The sequence below is a fragment of the Pseudomonas sp. BT-42-2 genome (assembly GCF_025847435.2).
In the GTDB taxonomy this organism is placed as follows: domain Bacteria; phylum Pseudomonadota; class Gammaproteobacteria; order Pseudomonadales; family Pseudomonadaceae; genus Aquipseudomonas; species Aquipseudomonas urmiensis.
In genome coordinates, this window is record NZ_JAOYTM010000007.1 from 162252 (window position 1) to 189211 (window position 26960).

Annotated in this window: 22 protein-coding genes; 10 read left to right on the forward strand and 12 right to left on the reverse strand. The window is 62.6% G+C overall.

Annotated features, from left to right (window positions below; genetic code table 11):
- Positions 1–24: 24 nt before the first annotated feature.
- From OIU19_RS07430 to OIU19_RS07445, 4 genes are all read right to left on the reverse strand, one after another.
- Complete coding sequence (locus OIU19_RS07430) at positions 25–2088, reverse strand: PAS domain-containing protein (RefSeq protein ID WP_264234478.1); 2064 nt, start codon at positions 2086–2088, stop codon at positions 25–27.
- A gap of 57 nt (positions 2089–2145) precedes the next feature.
- Positions 2146–3555 (reverse strand): GntR family transcriptional regulator MpaR, encoded by a 1410-nt coding sequence (gene mapR, locus OIU19_RS07435; RefSeq protein ID WP_264234479.1) that lies wholly within the window; start codon positions 3553–3555, stop codon positions 2146–2148.
- Positions 3556–3595: 40 nt separating this feature from the next.
- Complete coding sequence (ccoG, locus tag OIU19_RS07440; RefSeq protein WP_264234480.1) at positions 3596–5005, reverse strand: cytochrome c oxidase accessory protein CcoG; 1410 nt, start codon at positions 5003–5005, stop codon at positions 3596–3598.
- A gap of 120 nt (positions 5006–5125) precedes the next feature.
- A complete protein-coding gene (locus OIU19_RS07445) occupies positions 5126–5365 on the reverse strand; it encodes a DUF3203 family protein (RefSeq protein WP_264234481.1) in 240 nt (79 codons plus the stop codon).
- A 141-nt stretch (positions 5366–5506) separates the two neighbouring features.
- Between OIU19_RS07445 and OIU19_RS07450 the strand changes: the two genes are divergently transcribed.
- Positions 5507–6037 carry an MgtC/SapB family protein gene (locus OIU19_RS07450; RefSeq protein WP_264234482.1) on the forward strand — a complete coding sequence of 177 codons (531 nt, stop codon included), beginning with the start codon at positions 5507–5509 and terminating at the stop codon, positions 6035–6037.
- 534 nt (positions 6038–6571) lie between these two features.
- Here OIU19_RS07450 and OIU19_RS07455 read toward each other — a convergent pair.
- The 3 genes from OIU19_RS07455 to OIU19_RS07465 all read right to left on the reverse strand — a co-directional run bounded on the left by OIU19_RS07455 (position 6572) and on the right by OIU19_RS07465 (position 8844).
- The gene (locus OIU19_RS07455) at positions 6572–7471 is read right to left on the reverse strand and encodes a hydroxymethylglutaryl-CoA lyase (protein ID WP_264234483.1); all 900 of its coding nucleotides are present in this window, start codon (positions 7469–7471) and stop codon (positions 6572–6574) included.
- Positions 7472–7491: 20 nt separating this feature from the next.
- Positions 7492–7896 (reverse strand): MerR family DNA-binding transcriptional regulator, encoded by a 405-nt coding sequence (locus OIU19_RS07460; protein WP_264234484.1) that lies wholly within the window; start codon positions 7894–7896, stop codon positions 7492–7494.
- Positions 7897–7965: 69 nt separating this feature from the next.
- Positions 7966–8844 (reverse strand): helix-turn-helix domain-containing protein, encoded by an 879-nt coding sequence (locus tag OIU19_RS07465; RefSeq protein WP_264234485.1) that lies wholly within the window; start codon positions 8842–8844, stop codon positions 7966–7968.
- Positions 8845–9013: 169 nt separating this feature from the next.
- Here OIU19_RS07465 and pobA point away from each other — a divergent pair, with 169 nt between their 5' ends.
- The 4 genes from pobA to OIU19_RS07485 all read left to right on the forward strand — a co-directional run bounded on the left by pobA (position 9014) and on the right by OIU19_RS07485 (position 16082).
- Positions 9014–10201, forward strand: a complete 1188-nt coding sequence (gene pobA / locus OIU19_RS07470; protein WP_264234486.1) for a 4-hydroxybenzoate 3-monooxygenase — start codon at positions 9014–9016, stop codon at positions 10199–10201.
- 236 nt (positions 10202–10437) lie between these two features.
- Positions 10438–11691 carry a TolC family protein gene (locus OIU19_RS07475; protein ID WP_372353295.1) on the forward strand — a complete coding sequence of 418 codons (1254 nt, stop codon included), beginning with the start codon at positions 10438–10440 and terminating at the stop codon, positions 11689–11691.
- A gap of 29 nt (positions 11692–11720) precedes the next feature.
- On the forward strand, positions 11721–12938 hold the full coding sequence (locus OIU19_RS07480) for an efflux RND transporter periplasmic adaptor subunit (RefSeq protein WP_264234487.1): 1218 nt from the start codon (positions 11721–11723) through the stop codon (positions 12936–12938).
- Positions 12939–12953: 15 nt separating this feature from the next.
- Positions 12954–16082, forward strand: a complete 3129-nt coding sequence (locus OIU19_RS07485; protein ID WP_264234488.1) for an efflux RND transporter permease subunit — start codon at positions 12954–12956, stop codon at positions 16080–16082.
- 87 nt (positions 16083–16169) lie between these two features.
- Here OIU19_RS07485 and OIU19_RS07490 read toward each other — a convergent pair whose 3' ends face one another.
- Together OIU19_RS07490 and OIU19_RS07495 are read right to left on the reverse strand one after the other, a co-directional pair.
- Positions 16170–17495 (reverse strand): MFS transporter, encoded by a 1326-nt coding sequence (locus OIU19_RS07490; protein ID WP_264234489.1) that lies wholly within the window; start codon positions 17493–17495, stop codon positions 16170–16172.
- A 1031-nt stretch (positions 17496–18526) separates the two neighbouring features.
- The gene (locus tag OIU19_RS07495) at positions 18527–19219 is read right to left on the reverse strand and encodes a FadR/GntR family transcriptional regulator (RefSeq protein WP_264234490.1); all 693 of its coding nucleotides are present in this window, start codon (positions 19217–19219) and stop codon (positions 18527–18529) included.
- A gap of 275 nt (positions 19220–19494) precedes the next feature.
- On the opposite strand from OIU19_RS07495, the gene OIU19_RS07500 reads away from it, so the two are divergent.
- The 5 genes from OIU19_RS07500 to OIU19_RS07520 all read left to right on the forward strand — a co-directional run bounded on the left by OIU19_RS07500 (position 19495) and on the right by OIU19_RS07520 (position 23161).
- A complete protein-coding gene (locus OIU19_RS07500) occupies positions 19495–20280 on the forward strand; it encodes a transporter substrate-binding domain-containing protein (protein WP_264234491.1) in 786 nt (261 codons plus the stop codon).
- Positions 20281–20303: 23 nt separating this feature from the next.
- Complete coding sequence (locus OIU19_RS07505) at positions 20304–20969, forward strand: amino acid ABC transporter permease (protein WP_264234492.1); 666 nt, start codon at positions 20304–20306, stop codon at positions 20967–20969.
- A complete protein-coding gene (locus tag OIU19_RS07510) occupies positions 20970–21617 on the forward strand; it encodes an amino acid ABC transporter permease (RefSeq protein ID WP_264234493.1) in 648 nt (215 codons plus the stop codon).
- Entirely contained in the window at positions 21604–22341 is a 738-nt protein-coding gene (locus OIU19_RS07515; protein WP_264234494.1) for an amino acid ABC transporter ATP-binding protein, read from the forward strand. Before OIU19_RS07510 ends, OIU19_RS07515 begins: the two co-directional genes overlap by 14 nt.
- 88 nt (positions 22342–22429) lie before the next feature.
- Positions 22430–23161 carry a bifunctional 2-polyprenyl-6-hydroxyphenol methylase/3-demethylubiquinol 3-O-methyltransferase UbiG gene (locus OIU19_RS07520; RefSeq protein WP_264234495.1) on the forward strand — a complete coding sequence of 244 codons (732 nt, stop codon included), beginning with the start codon at positions 22430–22432 and terminating at the stop codon, positions 23159–23161.
- Positions 23162–23364: 203 nt separating this feature from the next.
- Here OIU19_RS07520 and OIU19_RS07525 read toward each other — a convergent pair whose 3' ends face one another.
- The 3 genes from OIU19_RS07525 to OIU19_RS07535 all read right to left on the reverse strand — a co-directional run bounded on the left by OIU19_RS07525 (position 23365) and on the right by OIU19_RS07535 (position 26882).
- Entirely contained in the window at positions 23365–25515 is a 2151-nt protein-coding gene (locus tag OIU19_RS07525) for a TonB-dependent siderophore receptor (protein WP_264234496.1), read from the reverse strand.
- Positions 25516–25583: 68 nt separating this feature from the next.
- On the reverse strand, positions 25584–25991 hold the full coding sequence (locus OIU19_RS07530; RefSeq protein WP_264234497.1) for a DUF2946 domain-containing protein: 408 nt from the start codon (positions 25989–25991) through the stop codon (positions 25584–25586).
- A gap of 117 nt (positions 25992–26108) precedes the next feature.
- Positions 26109–26882 (reverse strand): ParA family protein, encoded by a 774-nt coding sequence (locus OIU19_RS07535; RefSeq protein WP_264234498.1) that lies wholly within the window; start codon positions 26880–26882, stop codon positions 26109–26111.
- Positions 26883–26960 lie beyond the last annotated feature (78 nt).

The window sequence follows — 26960 nt, forward strand, 5'->3', positions numbered from 1 at the left end:
TTGGTCGAGCTGGGCAGAGCTGAATCAGCCCTGCAACAGTTGGCTTACCCGTTCGGCGAGTGTGGCAAGCTCGAAAGGCTTGAGCAGCATTTGCGCGTCAGCTGGCGGCGTGCCGCCGGTCAATGTGCTCGGCTCATAGCCTGTGATGAACAGGATCGCGGTATCCGGGCACGTGTCCCTGCAGGCGTTTGCCACCTGGTAACCGCTGATTCCACCGGGCAGGCCTATGTCACTGATCAGCAGATCTGGGCGGATACCCTGGGCAAGTGCTTCGATAGCGGCCGTGCCTGACTCGAACACATGCACATGATGACCAAGTTCCTCAAGCACATCGCACAGCACCATGCGCATGGTGGCCTGGTCTTCGACCAGCATGATCTGCTGCCCAACCTGCGCCGGGGCAGGGCGTGCGCCACTGCTGACGGTCGAGGGCAAGGGGGGGATCTCGGCAACATGTCGGGGCAGGAACAGGCGTATACAGGTGCCTTGCTCAGCCTGCGAGTCGATCCGCAACTGGCCACCCGATTGGCGCACGAAACCGTAAACCATCGACAGCCCCAGGCCCGACCCCTGGCCCAGCGGTTTGGTGGTGAAAAACGGGTCAATGGCCCGCTGCGCTACTTCGGCTGACATGCCGTGGCCGTTGTCTTCGACTGCCAGGCACAGATAATCACCAGCGTTCAAATCAAGTTGGCGTGCTCGATCATGATCAAGCGCGATGTTCTCACCTCGCACAGTGATCAGGCCACCCATGGGCAGCGCGTCGCGGGCATTGATGCAGAGATTGAGCAAGGCACTTTCCAGCTGTGGCGGATCAATGAAGGTTGGCCACAGCTCTTGACTGAAACAGCTGCGCAATTCGATGCCCGGACCGATGCTGCGACGCAGTAATTCCTCGATGCCATCGATCAACCGGCCCACCTCGGTAGGCTGAGGTTGCAAGGTTTGCTTGCGTGAGAAGGCCAGCAGGCGATGGACCAAGGCGCAGGCGCGCTCGGCGGAGCCGTTGGCAGTCTCCAGCAAGCGTGCCAGATCGTCGTAGTTGCCCTTGTCCAGGCGCTGTTGTATCAATTCGTGAGCGCCGAGAATGCCTCCCAGCAGATTGTTGAAGTCATGGGCAATGCCACCACTGAGTTGGCCCACAGCTTCCATTTTTTGCGCTTGGCGCAGGGCTTGCTCAGCCTGTAGCAAGCGTTGCTGGTCTTCCATGCGTCCAGTGATGTCGTAGGCAAACAGGTACGCGCCTTGTACAGTACCGGCCTGATCGCGCAGTGCATGGAAATGCAGTTCGAAATACCGTCGCAGGGATCCCTCACCGAAGGCCTCGATTGCAGTGAAACGCTCACCCGACAGCGCACGCAGCCACATAGGCAGGATCAATTGACTATCGATGGCGTGTTTACGCATGACATCCGGCATGTAGTCGCCCACTTGCGGGACGTGACCATACAATTGATGAATTTCGAGCCTGGCCGTGCGGTTGATGGCGATCCAGCGCAAATCCATGTCGATCACATGGACATTGGCAATGCTGTGATCGACCAGTTCGGCAAACAGCCGTCGTTCGGCCAGCGCCGTGCTGGAGCGATGCTCGAGCTGTGCGTTCAACGCTTGCAGAGCATGTTCGGCGCGCCGACGTTCGGTGACATCCTTGAACAACACCGCCACTTGGCGTTTGTGTGCAGGTTCGATGCGAAATGTGGTTACTGAAAGCACACGACCGGTGGCGATCAGTTCCTGTTCGAAATGCAATGGCTGGCCACTGCGTAAGACCTCACCATAGCGTTCCACCCAATGATCGGCTTCCTCGGGCACCATCTCGCGAAGCTTCTGCCCGACCACGTTGGCGATTCCGGCGTGCTTGGCATACGCAGCGTTAGCCATGATGTGAACGTAGTCGCTCAACGGCCCGTGCGGGCCATCGAAGAACTCGATGATGCAAAAGCCCTCGTCCATGGTGTCGAACAAAAAGCGGTACAGGCCATCGTCGAGGTTCTGGCCGAGCGCCAGTTGTGCTTCGAGCTCGCTATTGCGACGCTCAAGAGCATCAATCTGCTGGCGCAAGGCGTGTAGTTCGGAGTCGGGCATGCGGGCATCCTGCGCAAGGCATCACGGCGCAACTGTAGCCTGCTCGACCCCCTTAAGCTAGAACGACCTTACGATACGCCCGAGGGTTTCCATAGCCTGTTCCGAACTGTCCGTCCATGGGCTGCCATAGTTCAGGCGGATGCAATTGGCAAAGCGCCCGGTAGGCGAGAAGATCGGGCCTGGGGCGATGCTGATGCCTTGGGCCAGGGCCAGGTGGAACAGCTTGAGCGCGTCCATCTGTTCGGGCAGTTCCAACCACAGGAAATAACCCCCGGATGGCTGGCTGACGCGCGTCTGCGCCGGAAAGTGTCGGGCGATTGCCGCCAGCATGCTCGCCTGCTGGCCTTCCAGGGCGTAGCGCAGCTTACGCAGATGCCGATCATAGCCGCCATGCTGCAAGTAGTCGGCAATGGCTGCCTGGGCTGGCATCGAGGCGCACAGTGAGGTCATCAGCTTGAGTCGCTCGATCTTCTGCGCGAAGCGCCCGGCCGCGACCCAGCCGATGCGGTAGCCGGGGGCCAGGCTTTTGGCGAACGAGCCGCAGTGCATCACCAGCCCCTCGGTGTCGTAGGCCTTGGCCGGCTTCGGCGCTTGTTGCGCGTAATACAGCTCGGCGTAGACGTCGTCCTCGATCAGCGGCACCTGGTGGCGGCGCAGCAGTTCGACCAGCTCCTGTTTCTTGGCATCAGGCATGCTCGCGCCCACCGGGTTCTGGAAGTTGGTCATGCACCACACGGCCTTTACCGGGTGCTTGTCCAAGGTCTGCGCCAGCACGCCCAGGTCCATGCCTTCGCGTGGGTGTACCGGGATCTCCACCGCCTTGAGCTTGAGCCGTTCCAGCACCTGCAAGCAGGCATAGAACGCTGGCGCCTCGATTGCCACCAGGTCGCCGGGTTCGGTCACCGCCTGCAAGCACAAGTTCAGCGCCTCCAGGGCACCATTGGTGATCAGCAGCTCTTCCATCGGCAGCATCAGGCCGCCGACCATGTAGCGCAGGGCAATCTGCCGGCGCAGCTGCGGGTTGCCCGGCGACAGGTCGGTGACCACCATGCGTGGGTCCATGGCGCGGCTGGCGCTGGCCAGCGAACGGGCCAGGCGTTGTAGCGGAAACAGGGTGGGGCTGGGGAAAGCCGAGCCGAACGGGATGGTGTGCGGATCCTTGATCGAATCAAGAATGGAAAACACCAGGCCGCTGACGTCGACATCGGTCGATTCGCTGACCGGCTGCAACGCTTGCGGCTCGCTGAACTGGCGCGGGGCATGGGCGTTGACGAAATACCCTGAGCGCGGCCGGGCGCGGATCAGCCCGCGGCGTTCCAGCAGATAGTACGCCTGGAACACCGTGGAGGGGCTGACGCCGTGGGTCTGGCTGGCGTAGCGCACCGAGGGCACCCGTTGGCCGGGGCCGAGCACCCCGGAGCGGATCAGTTCGGCAATGTCATCGGCGAATCGTTCGTAACGTTTCATTGTGATTTTGGCAGGCAAGGTAATGGCTCAGTGTAAGGGATCAGCGGTTCAACGGCGCGACGAAACGGCTGCGCGCGGTACTGCGGACCTCAGCTTGGTCGCTGTCCTGGACCTGGAATACCAGGTCTTGTGAGCTGCTGGTCGGGCGCTCGGCAAGCAGGGCCACTGAAACCGGCATCTCACTCATTTCGCCAGCAGCGATGGTGAACTCGGTCTTGCCGTGCAGCTCAAAGCCGTCGGCATCCACCAGGCGCAGGTGGTAGCGCTGGGCTTGTTGGGTCTTGTTGATGACCTTGAGCAGGTAGATGTTCTCGATCTGCCCCTGGGCGTTTTCGCGGAACAGGCCGCGGTCCTTGATCACGTCCAACGAGACCATCGGGCGCCACTGCAAGGCCAGTACCAGCGCGCCGATCATCACCACCAGCGCGCAGGCATAGCCGAGCAGGCGCGGGCGCAGCCAATGGGTGACACCCCCTTGCAGGGTGTGCTCGGACTTGTAGCCGATCAGGCCGCGGGCGTAGCCCATCTTGTCCATCACCCCGTCACAGGCATCGATACAGGCGGCGCAACCAATGCAGGCCATCTGCAGCCCTTCGCGGATGTCGATACCCGTGGGACAGACTTGCACACACAGGGTGCAGTCGATGCAGTCACCGAGGTTCTGCGCGCGCGGGTCGCTGCCTTTCTTGCGTGGGCCACGCGACTCGCCCCGGGCCGGATCGTAGGCTACGGCCAACGTGTCTTTATCGAACATCACCGCCTGGAAGCGGGCGTACGGACACATGTGCATGCACACCGCTTCGCGCAGAAAACCTGCGTTGAGGTAGGTGGCCCCGGTGAAGAACAACACCCAGAACAGCGCGACGCCGCCCAACTGCAAGGTGAACAGCTCTGCGGCCAATGGCCGGATCGGTGTGAAGTAGCCGACGAAGGTCAACCCGGTCATCACCGCAATAGCCAGCCACAGCGTGTGCTTGAGCGTGCGTCGGGAGACTTTCTCCAGGCTCCACGGCGCGGCCGCCAACTTGATCCGTTGGTTGCGATCACCCTCGCTGATCTTTTCACACCACATGTACAGCCAGGTCCAGGTGCTTTGCGGGCAGCTGTAGCCGCACCAGACGCGCCCGGCGAACACGGTGATGGCGAACAGGCCGAAGGCGCAGATGATCAGCAGCGCCGACAGCAGGATGAAGTCCTGCGGCCAGAAGGTGGTGCCAAAGATGTGGAACTTGCTTTCAGCCAAGTCCCACAGCACCGCCTGGCGACCGTTCCAGTTCAGCCAGGCTGTGCCAAAGAACAGGGCGAACAGCAAGCCGGCAAAACCGATACGCAGGTTGCGGTACAGGCCGGTGAAGCTGCGGGTGTGGATAGCGCCGTCGCTGTGGCTTTTGCTCTTGTCGACGGCGGGCGGGGTCACTTCGATAACTCGGTAGGCAATTTTCTCGCTCATGTCGCGTTGCTCATCAGGCTTCATCGGACCTGGGCACTATGGCCCTCGGTCTGTTTTCAGCACAGACTCAGCTAGCGTGATAAAAACCGTATCAGATTACCGATAGTAGCTCTCCAGCCCTTAGATTACCGAGCCTGGCTCGCTGGCTTTCAGATGCCTGCGGCTATCCACCGCACCTACCACCGTCAACGCATCGGCCTCCGCTTCGGTGATCGGCACGCGCTCTCCGGCGAGCACCGCGACCGACATGCGCAGCTGCTCATCCGTGAAGATCTCAACTTCCGGCCCTGTGCCTTCAATGCGCACATGATCGCCAATCAGGGTGCAATGGCCGGTACTTTCGTTCACTTCGACAGGCATGGTGCGTTCCTCCAGGTGGGGTCATTGGTTGTGACCGCAGCGGCACGCCGGTTGCTGCATCGTTCCGTCCAGCGGAGCGCATTGCACTTAGTCAGGTGCGCGCTGGTCAACCTTTTAGTGGATTGGCAGTGGAGCGTGTCGATGGACAGTGGCTGGGAAAAGATCTGGCAAACCGTGCAGGCCGAGTTCGCCGATGTCACCAACGAAGAAGAAGTGACGCGGATCCTCCTGCGCTTGCTGATGGCGGCGCTGCTCGGCGCGGTGCTGGGTTTCGAGCGTGAGCACAAGGGCAAGTCGGCTGGGGTACGTACGCACATGCTGGTGTCGATGGGCGCGGCGTTGTTCGTGCTGGCGCCGAGCATGGCCGGGGCTGATGAACAGGCCTTGAGCCGGGTGATTCAGGGCATCGTTGCGGGGATTGGGTTTCTTGGCGCGGGGACCATTCTCAAGGGCAATGGCAAGGACCCCAGCCATGTCAAAGGGCTGACCACCGCAGCGGGTTTATGGATGACCGCAGCGATTGGCACGGCGGCCGGGATGGGGCGTGAAGCGACGGCGCTGATTAGCACGGTGCTGGCGCTGCTGGTGTTGGCGACGATGCCGATCTTGGTAGACAAGGTCGAGGGCGAGAACGACGAGAAGCAGCAGGAGGAGGGCAGTGAGAAGCACTGAGGGGAGCCGAAGCTCCCCTCAAATCGTTGCTGCCTGCTCTTTTTTTATTATTGGAGACTGACTTTTTGTTGTTTTTGTAAGCCTGTCTTGGTGTTGCGAGCCGACCCCCATCCGGGGTCAAGAGCAAACGTATTTTTTTGAGCGCTGACCTGCTTTCATCATGACTGATCCGATCCTGACCGTTGCTACCTGAAGGTAGTTTTATTGTTCTGTGTCAGGCCGCGGGGCAACCCCCTGGAAGGCACGTCTACTCCAAAAAAATCTGCTTGCTACGCCTCTGCCGTGTTGTTCTTGTTATGTCAGAGCCGTTACCTGTTGTTTTTATTGGGTGTCACATTTTTGTTCTTGTTATGCCAGAGATAAAGCAGGTGCCGTGCCAACTTTGTAAAACCCTTTAAAATCAATGATTTGATGTTTTTCGAGATGAGCGGCGCTCGGGAAAATCTGTCGAAATGTTTCCCTGTTACCCGATTTATTGCTGGCAAGTGTGGGGGCGGTAACACCAGGCCCACACATTGATGACATTAGTGTGACTCATTGTGCGCTGCGTGCCCGGGCCACCCGCGAGCCGTTGGCACGGCCCAGCACCTGGCTGATGCGTTGACCGGCGGCGATCAGCTTGTCCAGGTCGATACCGGTTTCGATGCCCAGGCCCTGCAACAGGTACAACACGTCTTCAGTGGCGATGTTGCCGGTCGCGCCCTTGGCATAAGGGCAGCCGCCAAGGCCGGCCACGGAGCTGTCGAACACCCCGATGCCTTCGAGCAGGCTGGCGTAGACGTTGGCCAGGGCTTGGCCGTAGGTGTCATGGAAGTGTCCGGCCAGTTGCTCACGCGGCACCTGGGCGGCGACCACTTCGAACAGACGCCGAGTGTCACCGGCGGTGCCGGTACCGATGGTGTCACCCAGCGACACCTCATAGCAGCCCATGTCGTGCAGTGCCTTGGCCACCGGAGCGACCTGTTCGGCGCTGACCTTGCCTTCATAAGGGCAGCCAAGTACGCAGGAAACATAGCCGCGCACGCGCACGCCGTGGCTGCGCGCTGCCTCCATGATCGGTTCGAAACGCTGCAGGCTTGCGCTGATCGAGCAGTTGATGTTGCGTTGAGAGAACGCCTCGGAAGCGGCGGCAAACACCGCTACCTCTTTCACGCCAGCCGCCAGCGCATCTTCAAAACCGCGCAAGTTCGGCGCCAGGGCCGCGTAGGTGACACCTGGATGCTGGCGGATGGCGGCGAACACCTCGGCCGAACCTGCCATTTGCGGCACCCATTTGGGCGAGACGAAACTGCCCACTTCAATGTAGCGAAGGCCAGCCTCGGTCAAGTCATCGACCAGGCGTACCTTGTCGGCGACGCTGATCGGCTGGGCTTCGTTTTGCAGGCCGTCACGCGGGCCGACTTCGACCAGGCGGACGTACTTGGGCAATGACATGGCAAGGTTCCTGTGGCGGATCAACGGTTGGCGTTGTGCGGGTTATTGAGGGTGGCGGCCAGGGCCTGTTCGCAGCGCTCTTGAGCGGTGTCCAGCTCAAGGTGCATCTGCTGGATGTCGAGCATCTGCTGCTCAAGCTGGGCGCGCCGTTCGGCGATTTTGGCGAGCATGCTGTTGAGCTGTTTGAAGTTGCCGCCGCTGGGGTCGTACAGCTCGATCAGTTCGCGACACTCGGCCAGGGAGAAGCCGATGCGCTTGCCGCGCAGGATGAGCTTGAGGGTGACCTTATCGCGCGCCGTGTAGATGCGCTCGAGGCCACGACGCTCGGGGCTGAGCAGACCCTGCTCCTCGTAGAAGCGGATGGCGCGGGTGGTGATGTCCAGCTCGCGGGACAGGTCGGAGATGCTGTAGGTCTGGCTGCTCATGCTCGGGCTCGGAAGAGGAATAGCGGTAAGCTAAAGGCAGGTTGACGTTTACGTCAAGCCATCACCCATTCAGTGGCCCTGCAACGAGCGTCTGTAGCCATTAGGCGTTTCGCCGCTCAAGCGCTTGAAGAACCGCGCAAAGTAGGTTGGATCACTGAACCCCAGGCTGTCCGACAGCTGGCCAATGCTCATGCGCGTGTACACCAGACTGCGCCGCGCCTCGAGCAGCAGGCGTTGATGAATCACTTGCAAGGCGCTCTGGCCAGTAAGCTCGCGACACAGCTGATTGAGCTGCAGGCTGGTAATGCCCATGCGCGTGGCAAACGTCTCCACCGACAAATGCTCGCGATAATGCGCTTCGACCAGGCGCAGATACCGGCCGAGCAACTGCTGGTCACGCTCGTCACGATTGCGTGGTACCTGGCCCAGTTGCTGGCGGCGGCTGATCCACACCATCAGCGCGGTGACCAGCGCCTGCAACATCGCCCCGCGGGCCGGCGCAGTGCCCTGGTACTCCTGTTGCAGCGTGGAGATCAGCGCGTGCACGTGATGACGGTCCCTGCCCAGCGGGTAGCACCCGGCCGCGGTCAGTACGGCCAGTGGCGCCCCCAGGCGCAGTTCCACATCTGCCACCAGGGCCGGGCCAAAGGTCAGCACGTGCCCTTGGATATCGGCACTGAAGCGAAAGCCATGCACGGTCAGTGGCGGTACCACTTGCAGCGCCGCCTCGCTGATCTGGCGGCGCTGGCCTTCGATCTCGACCTGCGCCTGACCGCGCTGGACATACAGCAACTGAAACAGGTCGGCATGCCGGTGCGGCTTGATTTCCCAATGGTGCAGGCGGCTACGCGCGGGAATCGACTCGCAGTGCAACAGGTCCGTGCCGGGCCAGGCCTGGTTTTCGCCATAGAGCTGAAACAGCGGCACGCCGCCAAGGCTGGATTTCATCGAAATGCCTGTCCGGTAATCGAACGAATTTTGTAAAAGTGCAGGTTATTCACTGGATATCACACTTTTTACCCGTTTCTAGCGAGTAAAAATGCAGGGGCACACCCTAACAGCAGATGCGCGATCCCTGCCACTAGCGGTTCGGCATCTTTATCATGAGATAAAAACAATGAAAACTCAGGTTGCAATCATCGGCGCAGGTCCGTCTGGCTTGCTGCTCGGTCAGTTGCTGCACAACGCTGGCATCGACACCCTGATCGTCGAGCGCCAGACTCCGCAATACGTGCTCGGGCGGATTCGCGCAGGCGTACTGGAACAGGGCACCGTCGACTTGCTGCGCGAGGCCGGTGTCGCCGAGCGCATGGAGCGCGAGGGGCTGGTGCACGATGGCGTCGAACTACTGGTGGGCGGTCGCCGCCAGCGCCTGGACCTCAAGGCGCTGACCGGCGGCAAGACGGTCATGGTCTATGGCCAGACCGAAGTCACCCGTGACCTGATGCAAGCGCGGCAAGACTGCGGCGCGCCGATCATCTATTGCGCCAACAATGTACAACCCCATGAGCTCAAGGGCGAAAAGCCTTACCTGACCTTCGAGAAGGACGGCCAGGTGCAGCGCATCGACTGCGACTACATTGCCGGGTGCGACGGCTTTCACGGCGTCTCGCGCCAGAGCATTCCGCAGGAGGTCATCAAACAGTACGAGCGGGTCTATCCGTTCGGCTGGCTGGGGCTGTTGTCGGATACCCCGCCGGTCAATCATGAACTGATCTACGCCCACCACGAACGGGGGTTCGCCTTGTGCAGCCAACGCTCGGCAACCCGCAGCCGCTATTACCTGCAGGTGCCGCTGGATGAGCGTGTCGAAGCGTGGAGCGATCAGCGCTTCTGGAACGAGCTCAAGGCGCGCCTGCCGCAGGATGTTGCAGATCGGCTAGTCACTGGCCCTGCCCTGGAAAAAAGCATCGCGCCGCTGCGCAGTCTGGTGGTTGAGCCCATGCAGTATGGGCACTTGTTCCTGGTCGGCGATGCCGCGCACATCGTCCCGCCGACTGGCGCCAAAGGCCTCAACCTGGCCGCCTCGGACGTCAATTACATGTACCGGATTCTGCTCAAGGTGTACCGCGAGGGGCGTACCGATCTGCTGGAACAATACTCGCCGCTGGCGTTACGGCGGGTATGGAAGGGCGAGCGCTTCAGCTGGTTCATGACCCAACTGCTGCATGATTTTGGCGAGCACAAGGATGATTGGGATCGCAAGATGCAGGAGGCGGACCGCGAGTACTTCCTCAACTCGCCGGCGGGGTTGGTAAACATTGCCGAGAACTATGTGGGACTGCCGTTTGAGGCGGTGGAGTAATACTGCTGCCTGAATTGTCAGTGTTGGGCCGCTTTGCGGTCCTTCACGGCGCATCGGCGTCCCGGCAGGTCCACTTGCGCAGCGCTATGGATCGTTCGTTGTCAGCTGCGCTGCGTCGATGACGCCAACACCCGGATAAAACACTGCATTACAAAATTGTAATGTTGCCGCCACCGCGCCGATAACCGCGCCTCCCTACAGTCCCTCGCCACTGCTTGCCGACGAGGACCTGTACCGTGCCGTGGATCCGTGCCACCCCCCACAAGCGCCTTTTGCTCTGCCTGCTGCTGAGCGGCTTCGCCGCCACGGCGGTACAGGCGCAGAGCCTGAGCCTGTCGCAGGCGCTCGATGCTGCCTTCGCGCAGAACCCGGATTTAGCTGCCGCTGGGCGCGAGATCGGCATCGCCGAGGGTGAGCGCCGCCAGGCCGGCTTGCTGCCCAACCCGGAACTGTCCTGGGAAGTCGAGGACACCCGTCGCGACACCAGCACCACCACCGTCACCCTCAGCCAGCCCCTGGAATTGGGCGGCAAGCGCGGCGCGCGCATCGATGTCGCCAGCGCCGGGCAAAACCTTGCCCAACTGGAGCTCGAACGCCAGCGCAACGGCTTGCGCGCCGATGTGGTGCAGGCGTTTCATGCGGCCCTGCGGGCGCAGACAGCGCTGGAGTTGGCGCAGCAATCGCAGCGCCTGACCGAGCGTGGCCTGCGGGTAGTCGAGGGGCGCGTCAAGGCGGGCCAGTCATCGCCGGTCGAAGCCACCCGCGCACAGGTTCAGCTCGCCCAGGCGCAGGCCCAGGTACGCCGCGCCGAGTCCGAGCAGCGGGTGGCCTACCAGTCGCTGGCGCGGTTGATCGGCAGCCCGCTGGCCAACTTCGATGAGCTCGATGCCGCGAGCCTATCGCCGGGGCCCGCACCCCAGGCCGAAGCCTTGCTCGCAACACTCGAGCAAACCGCCGAATGGCGCCAGGCCCAGGCCCAAATCAGTCGCGGTGATGCCGCGCTCGGCTCGGAAAAGGCCCAGCGCATTCCCAACCTCACCGTCAGCGTCGGCAGCCAGTACAGCCGCGAGGACCGCGAGCGGGTCAACGTGGTGGGGCTGTCGATGCCGCTGCCATTGTTCGACCGCAACCAAGGCAATGTCCTCGCCGCGGCACGCCGTGCCGACCAAGCCCGCGACCTACGCAACGCCACCGAGCTGCGCCTGCGTAGCGATACGCGTAACGCGCTGAGCCAGTGGGCCATCGCCATGCATGAGGTGCAGGCCTACGACCGCACCATCCTGCCCTCGGCCCAACAAGCGGTAGACACCGCGACCCGGGGCTTTGAGATGGGCAAGTTCGCCTTCCTCGATGTGCTCGATGCCCAGCGCACGCTGATCGAAGCGCGCGGCTTGTACCTGGATGCGCTGGCGGCGGCCACCGATGCGCGGGCCCAGGTCGAGCGCATCTATGGCGACCTCGATGCGCTTGGCCGATCGGCACAGCCCTGAACGATTGAATCAATGCCTTGGGAGTGACAATGGACAATACACGCAAGATCGCCATCCTGGTCGCCACCGTCGCTGTGCTCGGCATCGGCGGCCTGGCCTGGACCGGTAACCTCAGCCCGGCAGCCAGCAGCCAGGCTGGCCACGATGAGCATGGCGAACAGGGCCATGGCCACGAGGAAGAGGCGGGCCATGCCCACGGCGAGGAAGGCGGCGAAGGGCATGAGCAGGAGGGCACGTTGCACCTCAGCGCGGCGCAGATCAGCGCAGCCGGCGTGCAATTGGTTGACGCCGGCCCACGCGCGCTGGGCACGGCGATCAGCTTCCCCGGAGAGATTCGCTTCGATGAAGATCGTACTGCCCACGTGGTACCCAGGGTGGCGGGGGTGGTGGAGTCGGTGCATGCCAATCTGGGCCAGGCAGTCAAGCGTGGCCAGGTCTTGGCGGTGATCGCCAGCCAGCAGATTTCCGAACTGCGTAGCGAACAGCAAGCCGCACAACGCCGACTGGAGCTGGCGCAGCTGACCTTCAAGCGTGAGCAGCAGCTGTGGCAGGAACGCATCAGTGCCGAGCAGGACTACCTGCAAGCGCGTCAAGCGCTGCAAGAGGCGCAGATTGCCCTGGCCAATGCCCGGCAGAAAGTCGCCGCAGTGGCTCCGGCCGGCGCCGGTAATCGGTATGAACTGCGCGCACCCTTCGATGCGATGGTGGTGGAAAAGCACCTGACCATGGGTGAGGTGGTCGACGAGACCAGCAATGCTTTCACCCTGTCCGACCTGAGCCGCGTCTGGGCCACCTTTGCCGTGGCGCCGCGTGATCTGGACAAGGTCGTCAGCGGCCGCACGGTCACGGTCAGCGCGCCTGACCTGGGCGCCCAGGTCGAAGGCACGGTCAATTACGTGGGCAGCCTGCTCGGCGAGCAGAACCGCGCCGCCACTGTCCGCGCCACCCTGGCCAACCCCAATGGCGCCTGGCGCCCAGGGTTGTTCGTCAACATCGCGGTCAACGTCGAGCGCTTCGACGCAGCCGTGGTGGTTCCGGACAGCGCCTTGCAAACCTGGGAGGCGCAGACCGTGGTGTTTGCCCGCACTGAAGAAGGCTTCGAGGCCCGCCCGGTGAAGACCGGCCGACGCGACGCCGGCCAGGTGGAAATCACCGAGGGGCTGAGCGCAGGGACCCAAGTGGCCGCCGCTGGCAGCTTCGTTCTGAAGTCCGAACTCGGCAAGGGTTCGGCCGAGCACAGCCATTGATTCGGGGACGCCAGCATGTTTGAACGCATCATCCAATTCGCCATCGAGCAGCGCTTGGTGGTGATGCTCGCCGTGCTGCTGATGGCGGCGGTAGGCATCCACAGCTACCAGAAGCTGCCGATCGACGCTGTACCCGATATCACCAACGTCCAGGTGCAGATCAATACCGCTGCCCCCGGTTATTCGCCGCTGGAAACCGAGCAGCGCATCACCTTTGCCATCGAGACGGCCATGGCCGGCTTGCCGGGGCTCAAGCAGACCCGTTCGCTGTCGCGCTCGGGCCTGTCGCAGGTGACGGTGATCTTCGCTGACAACACCGATATCTTCTTCGCCCGGCAATTGGTCAACGAGCGCCTGCAAGTGGCTCGCGCACAGTTGCCCGAGGGCATCGAGGCAGCCATGGGCCCAATCTCCACCGGCTTAGGCGAGATCTTCCTGTGGACGGTCGAGGTTCAGGAGGGCGCGCTCAAGGACGACGGTACGCCTTACAGCGCCACCGACCTGCGGGTGATCCAGGATTGGATCATCAAGCCGCAATTGCGCAACGTGCCAGGGGTGGCCGAAGTCAACAGTATTGGTGGGCATGCCAAGCAGTACCTGATTGCCCCGGACCTCAAGCGCCTGGCCACCTACAAGCTGACCCTCAATGACCTGATCGGTGCCCTGGAGCGCAACAATGCCAACGTCGGTGCAGGCTACATCGAGCGCAACGGTGAGCAACTGCTGATTCGTGCGCCGGGGCAAGTGGCCTCGGCCGAGGACATCGCCAATGTGGTGATCTCCAGCGCCGATGGCGCGCCCATCCGCGTCAGCCACGTCGCCGAAGTTGGCTTGGGCCAGGAGCTGCGCTCAGGCGCGGCTACCGAGAATGGCCGCGAAGTGGTGCTGGGCACGGTGTTCATGCTGATCGGCGAAAACAGCCGGGCGGTGTCCCAGGCCGTGGCAGCCAAGCTGGTAGAAATCAACCGCAGCCTGCCCAAGGGCGTGGTCGCAGTGACGGTTTACGATCGCACCAACCTGGTCGAGAAGGCTATCGCCACGGTCAAGAAAAACCTGGTCGAAGGCGCGATCCTGGTGATCGCCGTGCTGTTCCTGTTCCTGGGCAACATCCGCGCCGCGCTGATCACCGCCATGGTCATCCCGCTGTCGATGCTGTTCACCTTCACTGGCATGTTCAGCAACAAGGTCAGTGCCAACCTGATGAGCCTGGGCGCGCTGGACTTCGGCATCATCGTCGATGGCGCCGTGGTGATCGTCGAGAACGCCATTCGCCGCCTGGCCCATGCCCAGCAGCGCCATGGCCGCATGCTGAGCCGCAGCGAGCGCTTCCATGAAGTGTTCGCCGCCGCCCGCGAGGCGCGTCGGCCGCTGATCTTCGGCCAGTTGATCATCATGGTGGTGTACCTGCCGATCTTTGCCCTGACCGGGGTCGAGGGCAAGATGTTCCACCCCATGGCGTTCACCGTGGTATTGGCGCTGCTCGGGGCGATGATCCTCTCGGTGACCTTCGTGCCGGCGGCCATCGCGCTGTTCGTCACCGGCAAGGTCAAGGAAGAAGAGGGCGTGCTGATGCGCACTGCGCGCTTGCGCTATGCCCCGGTGCTGAGTTGGGTACTGGGCCATCGCAACCTGGCGTTTGCTGGCGCTGCGACCTTGGTGCTGCTGTCGGGGGTGATGGCTGGCCGCATGGGCAGCGAGTTCATCCCCAGCCTTAGCGAGGGCGACTTCGCCCTGCAAGCCCTGCGCGTGCCGGGGACCAGCTTGAGCGAGTCAGTGCAGATGCAGCAGCGTCTGGAAAAAGCCATCATCCAGCAGGTGCCGGAGGTTGAGCGCGTGTTCGCCCGTACCGGTACCGCCGAAATTGCCTCCGACCCGATGCCGCCGAACATCTCCGATGCCTATGTGATGCTCAAGCCGCGTGAGCAGTGGGCCGACCCTGGCAAGCCGCGAGATGAACTGATCGCCCAGGTACAACGTGCCGCTGCCGGTATCCCGGGCAGTAACTACGAGCTGTCCCAGCCCATCCAGCTGCGCTTCAACGAGCTGATCTCCGGGGTGCGCAGCGATGTCGCGGTGAAGGTCTACGGCGACGACATGGACACCCTCAACCGTACCGCCGCGCAGATTGCCGCGACCCTGCAACAGGTGCCCGGCGCATCGGAAGTGAAGACCGAGCAGACCACCGGCTTGCCGGTGCTGACCATCGCTATCGACCGCGACAAGGCCGCACGTTATGGCTTGAACGTCGGCGATGTGCAGGACGCCATCGCCATCGCCGTGGGTGGGCGTACGGCCGGCACGTTGTATGAAGGCGACCGCCGTTTCGACATGGTGGTGCGCTTAGCGGAAACCTTGCGCACCGATGTCGATGGCCTGCAGGACCTGCTTATTCCGGTGCCGGCGAGCGCGGCGGCGGGGCAGATTGGCTTCATTGCGCTGTCGCAGGTGGCGAGCCTGAACCTGGAACTGGGACCGAACCAGATCAGCCGCGAAGATGGCAAGCGGGTGGTGGTAGTCAGCGCCAATGTGCGTGGGCGTGACCTGGGCTCGTTCGTCGAGCAAGCCCAGCAGACCCTGATCGACAAGGTGCAGATTCCGCCCGGCTACTGGACCCGCTGGGGCGGGCAGTTCGAGCAGTTGCAGTCGGCTGCCGAGCGGTTGCAAGTGGTGGTGCCAGTGGCGCTGCTGCTGGTGATGGCACTGCTGCTGATGATGTTCAGCAACCTCAAGGACGGCCTGATCGTGTTCACCGGGATTCCGTTTGCCTTGACCGGTGGGGTGTTGGCGCTGTGGCTTAGGGATATCCCGCTGTCGATCTCGGCTGGGGTCGGTTTTATCGCCTTGTCTGGGGTGGCAGTGCTCAATGGCCTGGTGATGATAGCCTTCATCCGCAGCCTGCGCGAGGAAGGCCGCCCCCTGCGCGTGGCCATCGAAGAAGGCGCGCTGACCCGCTTGCGGCCAGTGTTGATGACTGCGCTGGTGGCGTCGCTGGGGTTCATTCCGATGGCCTTGGCGACCGGCACGGGTGCCGAGGTGCAGCGACCGCTGGCGACCGTGGTGATTGGCGGGATCCTGTCGTCCACCGCGTTGACCCTGCTGGTGTTGCCAGCGCTGTATCAGTGGGTGCATCGACGCGAAGAGTAAGACTGTCTGTTTGTGCTGTTTGATCTGGCCTCATCGCGGGACACGTCGCTGCTACGTGTCCTGCGATGAGGCCACAGCATTTTGCAACTACAGCGCAGGGCTGGGCTGTGCGCACGGTACTTCATCATGCAACGAGATGCGTGATGTTTCCGGCAACGCCAACCCGCCTAGCAACGCAATCAAGGCAATCACCACCAAGTAGAAGGCTGGCGCCAGGCTGCTGCCGGTCTGGCCGATCAGCCAGGTTGCCACCAGGGGTGCGGTCCCGCCGAACAAGGTGTAGGCCACGTTGTAGGTGATCGCCGAGGCGGTATAGCGGGTGCGAGTGGGGAAGCTCTCCGACAGCAGTGCGGCGGTTACCACGCCGCTCATCAGCGCGCCGATGGCCAGTAGAATCACCCCAAGCAACGCCCCCGTCATCGACCCGGAACTGGCCAGCCAGTAGGCCGGGAACACCGCAATCATCACCCACAGGCAGGTAAAGCCGATGGTCTTGCGCCGCCCCACGCGGTCGGAGAAGGCACCGGCCAGCGGGCATCCGGCAGCGGCGAACAGCAACGCGACGGTGGACACCAGCAGCGACTGGGCGCGGGTCAGGTTGCCAACCATCTGCAGGTAGGTGGCGAAGTAGGTGGTGAACATGTAGAACGACAGCGCCGTCAGCGAGATGAACGCGCCGAGGTTGCGAATGGCCCGGCCATGATTGCGCAGCGTCTGTTTGAGTGGCGAATGGGCGTGCTCCTTACCCTCGGCCATGGCCGCGCGAAAGGCTGGGGTTTCTTCCATGCGCCAGCGCAGGTAGAGGCCGACCAGGCCCAGCGGCGCGGCCACCAGAAACGGCACACGCCAACCCCAGGCATTCATCGCTGCTGCGCTCAGGCTGGCTTCCAGGGAGTAGGCGATCACGGCGGCGCAAGCAAATGCGGAGAAGGTCGAAACCGGCACGAAGCTGCCATAGAAGGCGCGTTTGTCGTTGGGTGCGTGCTCCATCAGGTAGGCGCAGGCACCGGCATATTCACCGCCCGCTGAGAAGCCTTGCAAGCAGCGCGCCAGGGTCAGCAAGATCGGCGCCGCCAGGCCAATGCTGGCGTAGGTGGGTAACAGGCCGATCAGGGTGGTGGAGCCGGCCATCAGCAAAATGGTCATCGACAATACGCGCTTGCGGCCTAGTCGGTCACCCAGTGCGCCGAACACGATGCCGCCTAGTGGCCGCAGGGCAAATGCCACGGCGAACACGGCAAAGGTCTTGAGTAGGCCGGCGCTGGGGTCGGAGCTGTCGAAGAACTGGCTGGCGATGAGGGTGGCGAGAAAGCCATAGACGGCGAAGTCGAACCACTCGACGAAATTGCCGACGGCCGATGCGGCGATTACCCGGCGCAAGGTGGCGGGGGAGACCTCATGGGGTGTGGACATACCGATACGCTCCGGTTTCCATTGGCAGCCTGGATGAGAGTGCCGCGGTCGCGCCGCGTCATCGTTATTGTGGCTGCCAGTAGACCGAGAGGTGGCTCGGTGCGCTTGGTTGTGGGCGACATTGAGATATCTATTTCCACCATTGCTGCTCTGGTGACAGCACCGGCCTCTTCGCGGGCAAGCCCGCTCCGACAGGGTTAGCGGTGATCTTAGGCATTTGTGTATTCAGCGCCATGCGCCATAGGCCTTGGCATAGCAAAGCTCTACCTGTCCACGCCGCCCCTGTGGAGATATCTATTTCCATCATTGCTGCTCTGGTGACAGCACCGGCCTCTTCGCGGGCAAGCCCGCTCCCACAGAGTTAGCGGTGATCTTAGGCATTTGTGTATTCAGAGCCATGCGCCATAGGCCTTGGCATAGCAAAGCTCTACCTGTCCACGCGGCCCCTGTGGAGATATCTATTTCCATCATTGCTGCTCTGGCGACAGCACCGGCGTCTTCGCGGGCAAGCCCGCTCCCACAGGGTTAGCGGTGATCTTAGGCATGTGTGTATTCAGCGCCATGCGCCATAGGCCTTGGCATAGCAAAGCTCTACCTGTCCACGCGGCCCCTGTGGAGATATCTATTTCCATCATTGCTGCTCTGGTGACAGCACCGGCCTCTTCGCGGGTAAGCCCGCTCCCACAGGGTTAGCGGTGATCTTAGGCATTTGTGTATTCAGAGCCATGAGCCATGAGCCATGAGCCATGAGCCATAGGCCTTGGCATAGCAAAGCTCTACCTGTCTACGCGGCCCCTGTGGAGATATCTATTTCCACCATTGCTGCTCTGGTGACAGCACCGGCGTCTTCGCGGGCAAGCCCGCTCCCACAGGGTTAGCGGTGATCTTAGGCATTTGTGTATTCAGAGCCATGAGCCATGAGCCATGAGCCATGCGCCATAGGCCTTGGCATAGCAAAGCCCTACCTGTCCACGCGGCCCCTGTGGGAGCGGGCTTGCCCGCGAAGAGGCCGGGACAGGCTCACCGCTGTCTTAAACGCAAAACACCACCCCGGTGCGCGACGCAGCATTGCGAATGTGCTCCTGCATCGCTCGCTGTGCCCCCACCTGCGAGCGTCGCGCCAGGGCGCGCAGGATCTTGTTGTGCTCCTGCCAGGTCTCCATCGCACGCTCAGGCCGTATGAACGGCAGCTTCTGGCTTTCCAGGAAAATATCCTGGCTGGCGGTGATCACATGCAGCATCGCGCGGTTGCCGCTGGCCTGCAGCAGCGCCTGGTGAAAGGCGAAATCAAGCCGCGCCGCTGCTTCGAAATTGCCTGCGCGTAACTCCTGGCGCATGGCGTCGACATTGTCTTGCAGGCGGTCGATGTCATCGGCGGTCAGGTTCAGCGCTGCTTGCCCGGCAGCGAAGCCTTCCAGGGCATAACGCAACTGGAAGGTATCGGCGGCCGAGACCTGTTCGGCATAGGGCCAGCTAAAGCCAGTTGGCGTCTGCGGTGCAGGTTCCTGAACGAAGACGCCCTTGCCCGGCTGGACACTGACCAAGCCCAAGGCACTCAGCGATGACAAGGCCTCGCGCAAGGACGCGCGGCTCACCCCCAGCTGCTCGGAGAGATCGCGCTGCGAGGGCAGGGCGTCGCCAGGCAGGTAGCCGCCGTCCTCGATCAGTTTGCGGATCGCCTGCAGGGCGATCTCCGGGACGGCGCGGGGGAGGGTGTCGAGCATGCTGTTCAGACCGGTAGGGGCGATGTCCGATCCTTTTACGGGCTCTGAGGCGCGCTGGCAAGCCTTGCCCCGGCCTGGCGCAAAGGCTGTGCCGGTTGCACGAATGCGGGGCGTCCGCTGACGCCGATAGGGCGTATGACGGTGCAACTGTTCAGACCAGTAAGACCGTGTCGCGCCGCGGCTTTTGCGTGTTTCAACTGGTTTTTCTTCATTCTGGCATGCCCCGTGCACTGCTCATCCGGACTGATCACCCCGGACCCACGCGAGGCTATTGCATGACCACCTTCCGCTCCCTGTTCCTGGCTTCCCTGTTCTGCGCCAGTGCCCTGGCTGTGACCCAGGCCCAGGCCGACGCCCTCGCTGACATCACCGCCCGTGGCGTGCTGAAAGTGGCCGTGCCGCAAGACTTTCCGCCATTCGGCTCGGTAGGCCCAGACCTCAAGCCGCGCGGCCTGGACATCGACACCGCGCAGCTGCTGGCTGACAAACTGGGCGTCAAGCTGGCGCTGACCCCGGTCAACAGCACCAACCGTATTCCGTTCCTCACCACCGGCAAGGTCGACCTGGTCATCTCAAGCCTGGGCAAGAACCCCGAGCGCGCTGCAGTGATCGATTTCTCCCGGCCGTATGCGCCGTTCTACCTGGCCGTGTTCGGGCCGGCCGAGGCGAACATCGACGGCATCGAGGCCATTGCCGGCAAGACCATCAGCGTCACCCGTGGCTCGATCGAAGACATGGAGCTCTCCGCCGTGGCCCCCAAGGGCGCCACCATCAAGCGCTTCGAGGACAACAACTCGACGATTGCCGCTTACCTGGCCGGCCAGGTCGAGCTGATCGCCAGCGGCAGCGTGGTGATGTCGGCGATCGCTGAGAAGAACCCGGCCAAAGTGCCGGTAATGAAGGTCAAGCTCAAGGACTCGCCGGTGTATGTCGGCCTGGCCAAGCAAGAGCCGGCGCTGTTGGACAAGGTCAACGCCACCCTGGATGCGGCCAAGGCCGATGGCAGCCTCAATCGCAATGCCGAGAAATGGCTCAAGCAGCCACTGCCGGCCGATCTTTGAGCGGCGCCTGGAGTGGTTGATCGATGGCTTACCAATTTGATTTCGCCCCGGTCTTGGCCCAGGCCGACCTGTTGCTCAAAGGGGCGCTGTTCACCCTGCAACTGACCGTGGTCGGCACCGTGCTCGGGCTGGCCATCGGGGTGCTTGGCGCGGTGGTGCGCGCCTGGCGGCTGCGGCCGTTCGATGCACTGTTTGGGATGTATGTGGAGCTGATCCGCAACACGCCGTTCATTGTGCAATTGTTCTTCATTTTCTTCGGCCTGCCGGCGCTGGGCGTACGCCTGACGGAATGGCAGGCAGCGGTGCTGGCGATGGTGATCAACCTGGGTGCCTACTCCACCGAGATCATCCGCGCAGGTATCGTGGCAATCCCCAAGGGCCAGCTGGAAGCGGCCGCGGCACTGGCCATGAGCCGCTTCGAAGCGTTCCGCCATGTGGTGCTGCAGCCCGCGCTGGCCAAGGTTTGGCCAGCGCTGAGCAGTCAGATCGTGATCGTCATGCTCGGCTCGGCGGTGTGTTCGCAGATCGCCACCGAAGAGCTGTCGTTTGCCGCCAACTTCATCCAGTCGCGCAACTTTCGCGCCTTCGAGACTTACCTGCTGACCACGCTGCTGTACCTGGTCATGGCGATTGTCGTGCGCCAATTGCTGGCCTGGCTCGGTCAGCGCTTGCTGATGGGGAGACGCTGAATGGATTTCACCTTGTGGGACATCGTGCGCAACCTGCTGATCGGCTTGCAGTGGACAGTGCTGCTGTCGCTGGTGGCGTTTGTCTGCGGCGGGATCGCCGGACTGTTATTGCTGGTGGCGCGGATCTCCGATAACGGCTTCTTGCGCGGTCTGGCCAGGGGCTATATCGAATTGTTCCAGGGCACGCCACTGCTGATGCAGCTGTTCATGGTGTTCTTTGGCATCGCCCTGTTCGGTATCGACGTTTCAGCCTGGATGGCCGCAGCGATTGCCCTGACCTTGTTCACCAGTGCGTTTCTTGCCGAGATCTGGCGCGGCTGCGTCGAATCGATCCCGCGTGGGCAGTGGGAGGCCTCGGGCAGCCTGGCGTTAAACCGGCTTGAACAATTGCGCCATGTGATCCTGCCGCAGGCCTTGCGCATTGCCATTGCGCCGACGGTGGGTTTCTCGGTGCAGGTGGTCAAGGGCACGGCGGTGACCTCGATCATCGGCTTCACCGAGCTGACCAAGACCGGCGGCATGCTGGCCAACGCCACCTTCGAACCGTTCCTGACCTACGGCCTGGTGGCCTTGGGTTACTTCATCCTGTGTTATCCGCTCTCGCTGAGCGCCCGTTATCTGGAAAGGAGGCTGCATGCCCCTGCTTAGAGTGTCCGCGCTGCACAAGTACTACGGCGACAACCATGTGCTCAAGGGCGTCGACCTGAGCATCGAGGAAGGCGAGGTGGTTGCCATCATCGGCCGCAGCGGCTCTGGCAAGAGCACCTTCCTGCGCACCCTCAATGGCCTGGAGTCGATCAGCGATGGGGTGATCGAGGTTGATGGCGAATACCTCGATGCCGCCCGCGCCGACCTGCGCTCGTTGCGCCAGAAGGTCGGTATGGTGTTCCAGCAGTTCAACCTGTTCCCGCATCTGACTGTGGGCGAAAACGTCATGCTGGCGCCGCAAGTGGTGAAAAAGACCAGCAAGGCCGAGGCCCGGCAACTGGCTCGACAGATGCTCGAACGGGTCGGTCTGGGGGAGAAGTTCGATGCCTACCCGGATCGTTTGTCGGGTGGCCAGCAGCAGCGCGTGGCGATCGCCCGCGCCTTGGCGATGTCGCCCAAAGTGCTGCTGTGCGACGAGATCACCTCGGCGCTCGACCCAGAATTGGTCAACGAAGTGCTCGGCGTAGTGCGTCAGCTGGCCAAGGAGGGCATGACCTTGATCATGGTCACCCATGAGATGCGCTTTGCCCGCGAGGTGGGGGACAAACTGGTGTTCATGCACCAGGGCAAGGTGCATGAAATGGGCAATCCACGCGAGGTGTTCGCCGCGCCGCAGACGCCGGAGTTGGCCAACTTCATTGGTGCGGTGGCCGAGGCTGGCTAGCGGTCGCGCACCAGGCAGCAGAGCGTGCTAGACCGAGCCGTGGCGAAAATGCGCTAGAGTTTGCCTTCCACCAGCACGGAGCAGGTTCATGGCGCAGAACATCTACGATAACGCCGATTTCTTCGCAGGTTACAGTCAATTGCCGCGTCAGGTGCTCGGCCTGGACGGTGCACCTGAGTGGCCGGCGATCCGCGCTTTGCTGCCTGAGCTTGGCGGCAAGCGGGTGGTCGACCTGGGTTGCGGCTTTGGCTGGGCCTCGCGCTGGTTGCGTGAGCATGGTGCGGCTTCGGTGCTGGGCTTGGACATTTCAAACAATATGATCGAGCGAGCCCGTCGTGACACCCAGGACAGGGCTATCGAGTACCGCATTGCCGATCTGGAAACGCTGCAATTGCCGCCTGCCGCATTCGAGCTGGCCTACAGCGCGCTGACCTTCCACTACATCGAGGACTTCGCCCGCTTGCTGCGCACCCTCTACCAGTCCCTCACCCCGGATGGGCACCTGGTGTTTACCTGTGACCACCCGATCTACATGGCTGCCGCGCATGCGCATTTCAGCCTTGACCAAGACGGGCGCAAGACCTGGCCGGTCAATGGCTACGCGCAAGAGGGCGAGCGGCGTACCGACTGGTTCGCCAAAGGCGTGCTGAAGTACCACAGGACCCTGGCCAGTACCCTCAATGCCCTGATCGAAACGGGGTTCCAGATCAGCCGGATAGAGGAATTCGCCCCCAGCAGTGAACAGGTCCTGGCCATGCCGGCGCTGGCCGAAGAGCTGGAGCGGCCAATGATGTTGCTGGTTGCAGCCCAGCGCGGATGACGGGCAGCAGGTGTGGTGGTGGCAACACGGGCCTCTTCGCGGGCAAGCCGGCTCCTACAGGCACCCCGTTGACCTCCAAGCCAGCGCGGTACCTGTGGGAGCGGTCTTGTCGGGGCGCCGAACCGCCGCGAAGGGCTGCACAGCAGCCCCATAACAGCTGGTCCCGCGATGAGGGCAGATGAAACCCTACCAACAACCAGCACTCAGAAACGCATATCCATCGCCACCTCGAATGTGCGCGGCGCACCCATGTAGTACTGCAAGCCATAGGCCTGCTTGGCATACACCTCATCGGTCAGGTTGCGCACCCGCGCAGTGATCGCCGTGTGCTCATCCAGGCGGTAGCGGGCAAACGCGCCGAACAAGGTGTAGGCCGGCGCCTTGAGGGTGTTGGCGTTATCGGCATACACCGAGTCGACATAGCGGCCATCCACCCCGGCCGACCACGCCGGACTGAAGCTGTAGGTCAGCCACAGGTTGGCAACGTTGGCCGGCACGTTTACTGGCGCGTTGCCTTTGCGCGAGACCGACACGCGGTTGACCGCTTCGTTGAACTCATCGTACTGCGCATCGACATAGGCATAGTTGGCCTCGGCGAGCAGCTTGGGCGTAACTTGCAAGCGGCCGGACAACTCGATGCCACGCGAGGTCTGTTGGCCAGCTTGCACGGTCAGGTTGGGATTGCTCGAGTCGCGCACGGCAAAGTCCTTGCGCACGATCTGGTACAGCGCCACGGTTGCCGCGCCGCGCCCGTCGAGGAAGTCGAACTTGCTGCCCGCTTCCCATTGCTCGCCTTTGGACAGGTCGAACAGACCGACGTTGGAATAGGTCGCCCCGGCCAGTGAACCGGCCGGCAGGTCGGCGGCGGTGCTGTACTGCACGTAGACGCTGGCGCTTGGGGTCAGTTCGTAGGTCAGGCCAATGCGCCCGCTCAGTGGCTCCCAGCGGCGTTCGAAGTAGGCCGGGCTGGTTGGCGTGACGGCGCCATAGTTGGTTACCTGCATATCCAGGTAGTCGTAACGCAGGCCAGTCAGCAGGGCCAGGCGATCGGTCAGTTGCAGACGGTTCTCGGCGAACAGGGCGCGGTTGGTGACCTGGTGGTGACGCTGTTTGGCCAAGCCGGCGTTGACCCCAGGAATATCCTCGAAGCTGCCGGGGTCGAAGTGGTCCGGGTCGACCACATCACTCCAGCTGCCGGAGGTTGGGTAGAGGTCCTGGCGCATGCGTGAGTAGTCCAGACCAACTGCCCATTGGCTGGCCAGGCCGAACAGGCTGTTGTCGTGCCGCAGTTCGATACGATCGCCTAGCACGGTTTGCTCGTGGCGCTGTAGATAAGGGCTTGAGCGCAGTACGTTGCCGTCTGCGTTGTAGCTGTAGCGCTCGAGGTTGCGGTAGTCGCGTTGGGCGTCGTAGTGATAAAGGGTGTTCTGCACGCTGGTGCTGTCGCTGATCTGATAGTCGAGGATCGAACGCAGCCAGCGCACACGCTGCTCATAGCGCCCGTCGGCGACGTTGTAGTTCTCGAAGCGGCGGCTGTTGTCGATCTTCATGGTGCTGCGACCTGGCAGAATCGGCGTGCCCCAGTAGGGGCTGCGTTCCTTGTCCTGCTGGTACTCGAAGGCGAGGGTGTGGGTCAGGTTAGGGGTCAGGTCGCTGAGCAGGGAGATCGCCAGGCTGTCGGTGTCGCGCTCATTGCGGTCGATGTAGCCGTTGCTGTGGCCACGGCTGAAATCCAGGCGCAGGAAGTGATGGGCGTCTGCCGGGTTGCTGGCCAGCGCCTGATTGATGCCAAAAGCGACTTCCGCCTCATCGAAGCTGCCATAGCGAATCCGCCCATCGATGATCTGCTCATCGCGGCTGGCCAGCTTGGTGATGTAGTTGATCGAGCCGCCCACGGCGCCTGCGCCATGCAGGAACGATGACGGCCCGCCGATCAGCTCGACCCGGTCGATCACCCAGGCGTCCACCGGCCGGGTGGCGCTGCTGTAGCCCAGGTTGATGCCGTTGTAGAGCTGAGTGACCTGGTTCTGGGTAAAGCCGCGGTAGGCGACGAAACCGCCGTAACCGGGGTTGGCCGAGGCGTTCACGCCGGTCATGGTGTTGATCACGTCCTGGGTGTCCTTGGCACCACGCTCTTCGATCACGCGCCGGTCCGAGACACTCACCGAGGCCGGCGTTTGCCGGGCGGTCAGGCCCAGCTTGGAACCGGTGCGGATCGGCTCGTCCAGTTGCACCCCGGAAGGCGCGGCGCGCTCGGCATCGATGGTGGTGGCGCTGAGTTCAACGGGCGAGTGGTCCGCCCAGGCGACGGTGCAGGTGCTTGCCAGAAGCACCAGGGAGGTATTACGGATCATGTTGTTGTAGGTTCCACGCAAAGGTCATGGCTGACCGCACGCGCACGGGCAAGCGTACCCGAACGGGGTCAGACGAAGGTTGCAGCTGCGGGGAACACGGCGGGGGAGGCGCGGGGGTTGATGGCAGGGCGTAGGTAGCGCGGTGGCGGTTGTGCCCAGCTGCGCACGACGATGGGTGAAGGGGCATTGCCCTGCACTCGGCTGAACGACCAGCCGCTGCTGGTCAGCGGCACGGCGAGGGCGAACGAGGAGCACACCGGGCAGTCGAGCTGGGCCATGTGCTGATCGCCGCCGGCGTGATCCAGGTCGATGGCCGGGCCATGTTCGCTTGTGATCGAGCAGAATCCACCTTCCAGCCCAGCCAGGCGCAATCCGCTCATCTGGCCGTGGTGCAGGCCACACAGCAATAGGCTGAACAGAACGCTGGCATACAGCGCCCAGGCAGTCAGCGAACGCGTCTGGCGGGTGGTTTTCATGGCGAGGAATCTACCACTTGGGTGGATTCTATGGGCGCTGCAATGGATGTGGTCGATTGTCGCAGTTGCTGCGCTGCCTGCGCTGGCCCAATCGCGGGACAAGCGCGGATCAATCCATCAGGCGGCCCGCTCCAGCACATCCAGCAAATCGACGAACTCGCGCGACAACTTGTGCCCCGGCGCCAGGTGCACCAATGGCACTGAGGCCTGGTGCGACTCACGCATCTTGATCGTAGTGCTCAAGTACACCGGCAGCACCGGCAGGCCTTCAGCGCGCAGCTGGTCGACCAGCGTCTGGTGCAACGCCGTGCGTGCGGCGAACTGGTTGACCACGATCCCTTCGACGTGCAACGCGGCGTTGTGGTCCTGGCGCAGCTCCTCAACCTCGGCCATGACGCTGAGCAGCGCCTGGCGCGAGAAGCTGTCGCAGTCGAACGGGATCAGTAGCCGCTCGGCCGCCAGCATGGCGCTGAAGGTGTAGAAGTTAAGCGCAGGCGGGGTGTCGATGTAGATCCGCTCGTAGTCCTCTGACAGCGCCACCAGCAACTTGCGCAGCTTGTTGATCTTGTACTTGCTCTCAAGCTTGCTCTGTAGCTCGGCAAGGTCAGGGCTGGCGGTGATCAGGTGCAGGTTGGCGTAGCGCGTTTCGGTGATCGCGACGCGGTTCTTCTTGCCTTCTGGCGTGGCGCACAAGGTTTGGCGGAAGAAGTCGGCGATGCCGGCTGGAATGTCGTCGTTGGCCAGCCCGGTCAGGTAGTAGGTGGCATTGGCCTGGGGGTCGAGATCGACCAGCAACGTCCGGTAACCTTCGCCAGCGCTGGCCGCAGCCAGGTTGCAGGCGATGCTGGACTTGCCGACGCCACCTTTCTGATTGAATACGACACGACGCATGGTGCAGTTCATCCCTGAGATGCGCCGCTCGGGCGGCGCGCTGAAAATGTCAGATCAGGGACAATCCTATGAAGGAAA

Bases quoted from the DNA above. Each gene is read 5' to 3' on its own strand.
- OIU19_RS07430 (WP_264234478.1), bottom strand. From the start codon at position 2,088: ATGCCCGACTCCGAACTACACGCCTTGCGCCAGCAGATTGATGCTCTT.
- mapR (WP_264234479.1), bottom strand. From the start codon at position 3,555: ATGAAACGTTACGAACGATTCGCCGATGACATTGCCGAACTGATCCGC.
- ccoG (WP_264234480.1), bottom strand. From the start codon at position 5,005: ATGAGCGAGAAAATTGCCTACCGAGTTATCGAAGTGACCCCGCCCGCC.
- OIU19_RS07445 (WP_264234481.1), bottom strand. From the start codon at position 5,365: ATGCCTGTCGAAGTGAACGAAAGTACCGGCCATTGCACCCTGATTGGC.
- OIU19_RS07450 (WP_264234482.1), top strand. From the start codon at position 5,507: ATGGACAGTGGCTGGGAAAAGATCTGGCAAACCGTGCAGGCCGAGTTC.
- OIU19_RS07455 (WP_264234483.1), bottom strand. From the start codon at position 7,471: ATGTCATTGCCCAAGTACGTCCGCCTGGTCGAAGTCGGCCCGCGTGAC.
- OIU19_RS07460 (WP_264234484.1), bottom strand. From the start codon at position 7,896: ATGAGCAGCCAGACCTACAGCATCTCCGACCTGTCCCGCGAGCTGGAC.
- OIU19_RS07465 (WP_264234485.1), bottom strand. From the start codon at position 8,844: ATGAAATCCAGCCTTGGCGGCGTGCCGCTGTTTCAGCTCTATGGCGAA.
- pobA (WP_264234486.1), top strand. From the start codon at position 9,014: ATGAAAACTCAGGTTGCAATCATCGGCGCAGGTCCGTCTGGCTTGCTG.
- OIU19_RS07480 (WP_264234487.1), top strand. From the start codon at position 11,721: ATGGACAATACACGCAAGATCGCCATCCTGGTCGCCACCGTCGCTGTG.
- OIU19_RS07485 (WP_264234488.1), top strand. From the start codon at position 12,954: ATGTTTGAACGCATCATCCAATTCGCCATCGAGCAGCGCTTGGTGGTG.
- OIU19_RS07490 (WP_264234489.1), bottom strand. From the start codon at position 17,495: ATGTCCACACCCCATGAGGTCTCCCCCGCCACCTTGCGCCGGGTAATC.
- OIU19_RS07495 (WP_264234490.1), bottom strand. From the start codon at position 19,219: ATGCTCGACACCCTCCCCCGCGCCGTCCCGGAGATCGCCCTGCAGGCG.
- OIU19_RS07500 (WP_264234491.1), top strand. From the start codon at position 19,495: ATGACCACCTTCCGCTCCCTGTTCCTGGCTTCCCTGTTCTGCGCCAGT.
- OIU19_RS07505 (WP_264234492.1), top strand. From the start codon at position 20,304: ATGGCTTACCAATTTGATTTCGCCCCGGTCTTGGCCCAGGCCGACCTG.
- OIU19_RS07510 (WP_264234493.1), top strand. From the start codon at position 20,970: ATGGATTTCACCTTGTGGGACATCGTGCGCAACCTGCTGATCGGCTTG.
- OIU19_RS07515 (WP_264234494.1), top strand. From the start codon at position 21,604: ATGCCCCTGCTTAGAGTGTCCGCGCTGCACAAGTACTACGGCGACAAC.
- OIU19_RS07520 (WP_264234495.1), top strand. From the start codon at position 22,430: ATGGCGCAGAACATCTACGATAACGCCGATTTCTTCGCAGGTTACAGT.
- OIU19_RS07525 (WP_264234496.1), bottom strand. From the start codon at position 25,515: ATGATCCGTAATACCTCCCTGGTGCTTCTGGCAAGCACCTGCACCGTC.
- OIU19_RS07530 (WP_264234497.1), bottom strand. From the start codon at position 25,991: ATGAAAACCACCCGCCAGACGCGTTCGCTGACTGCCTGGGCGCTGTAT.
- OIU19_RS07535 (WP_264234498.1), bottom strand. From the start codon at position 26,882: ATGCGTCGTGTCGTATTCAATCAGAAAGGTGGCGTCGGCAAGTCCAGC.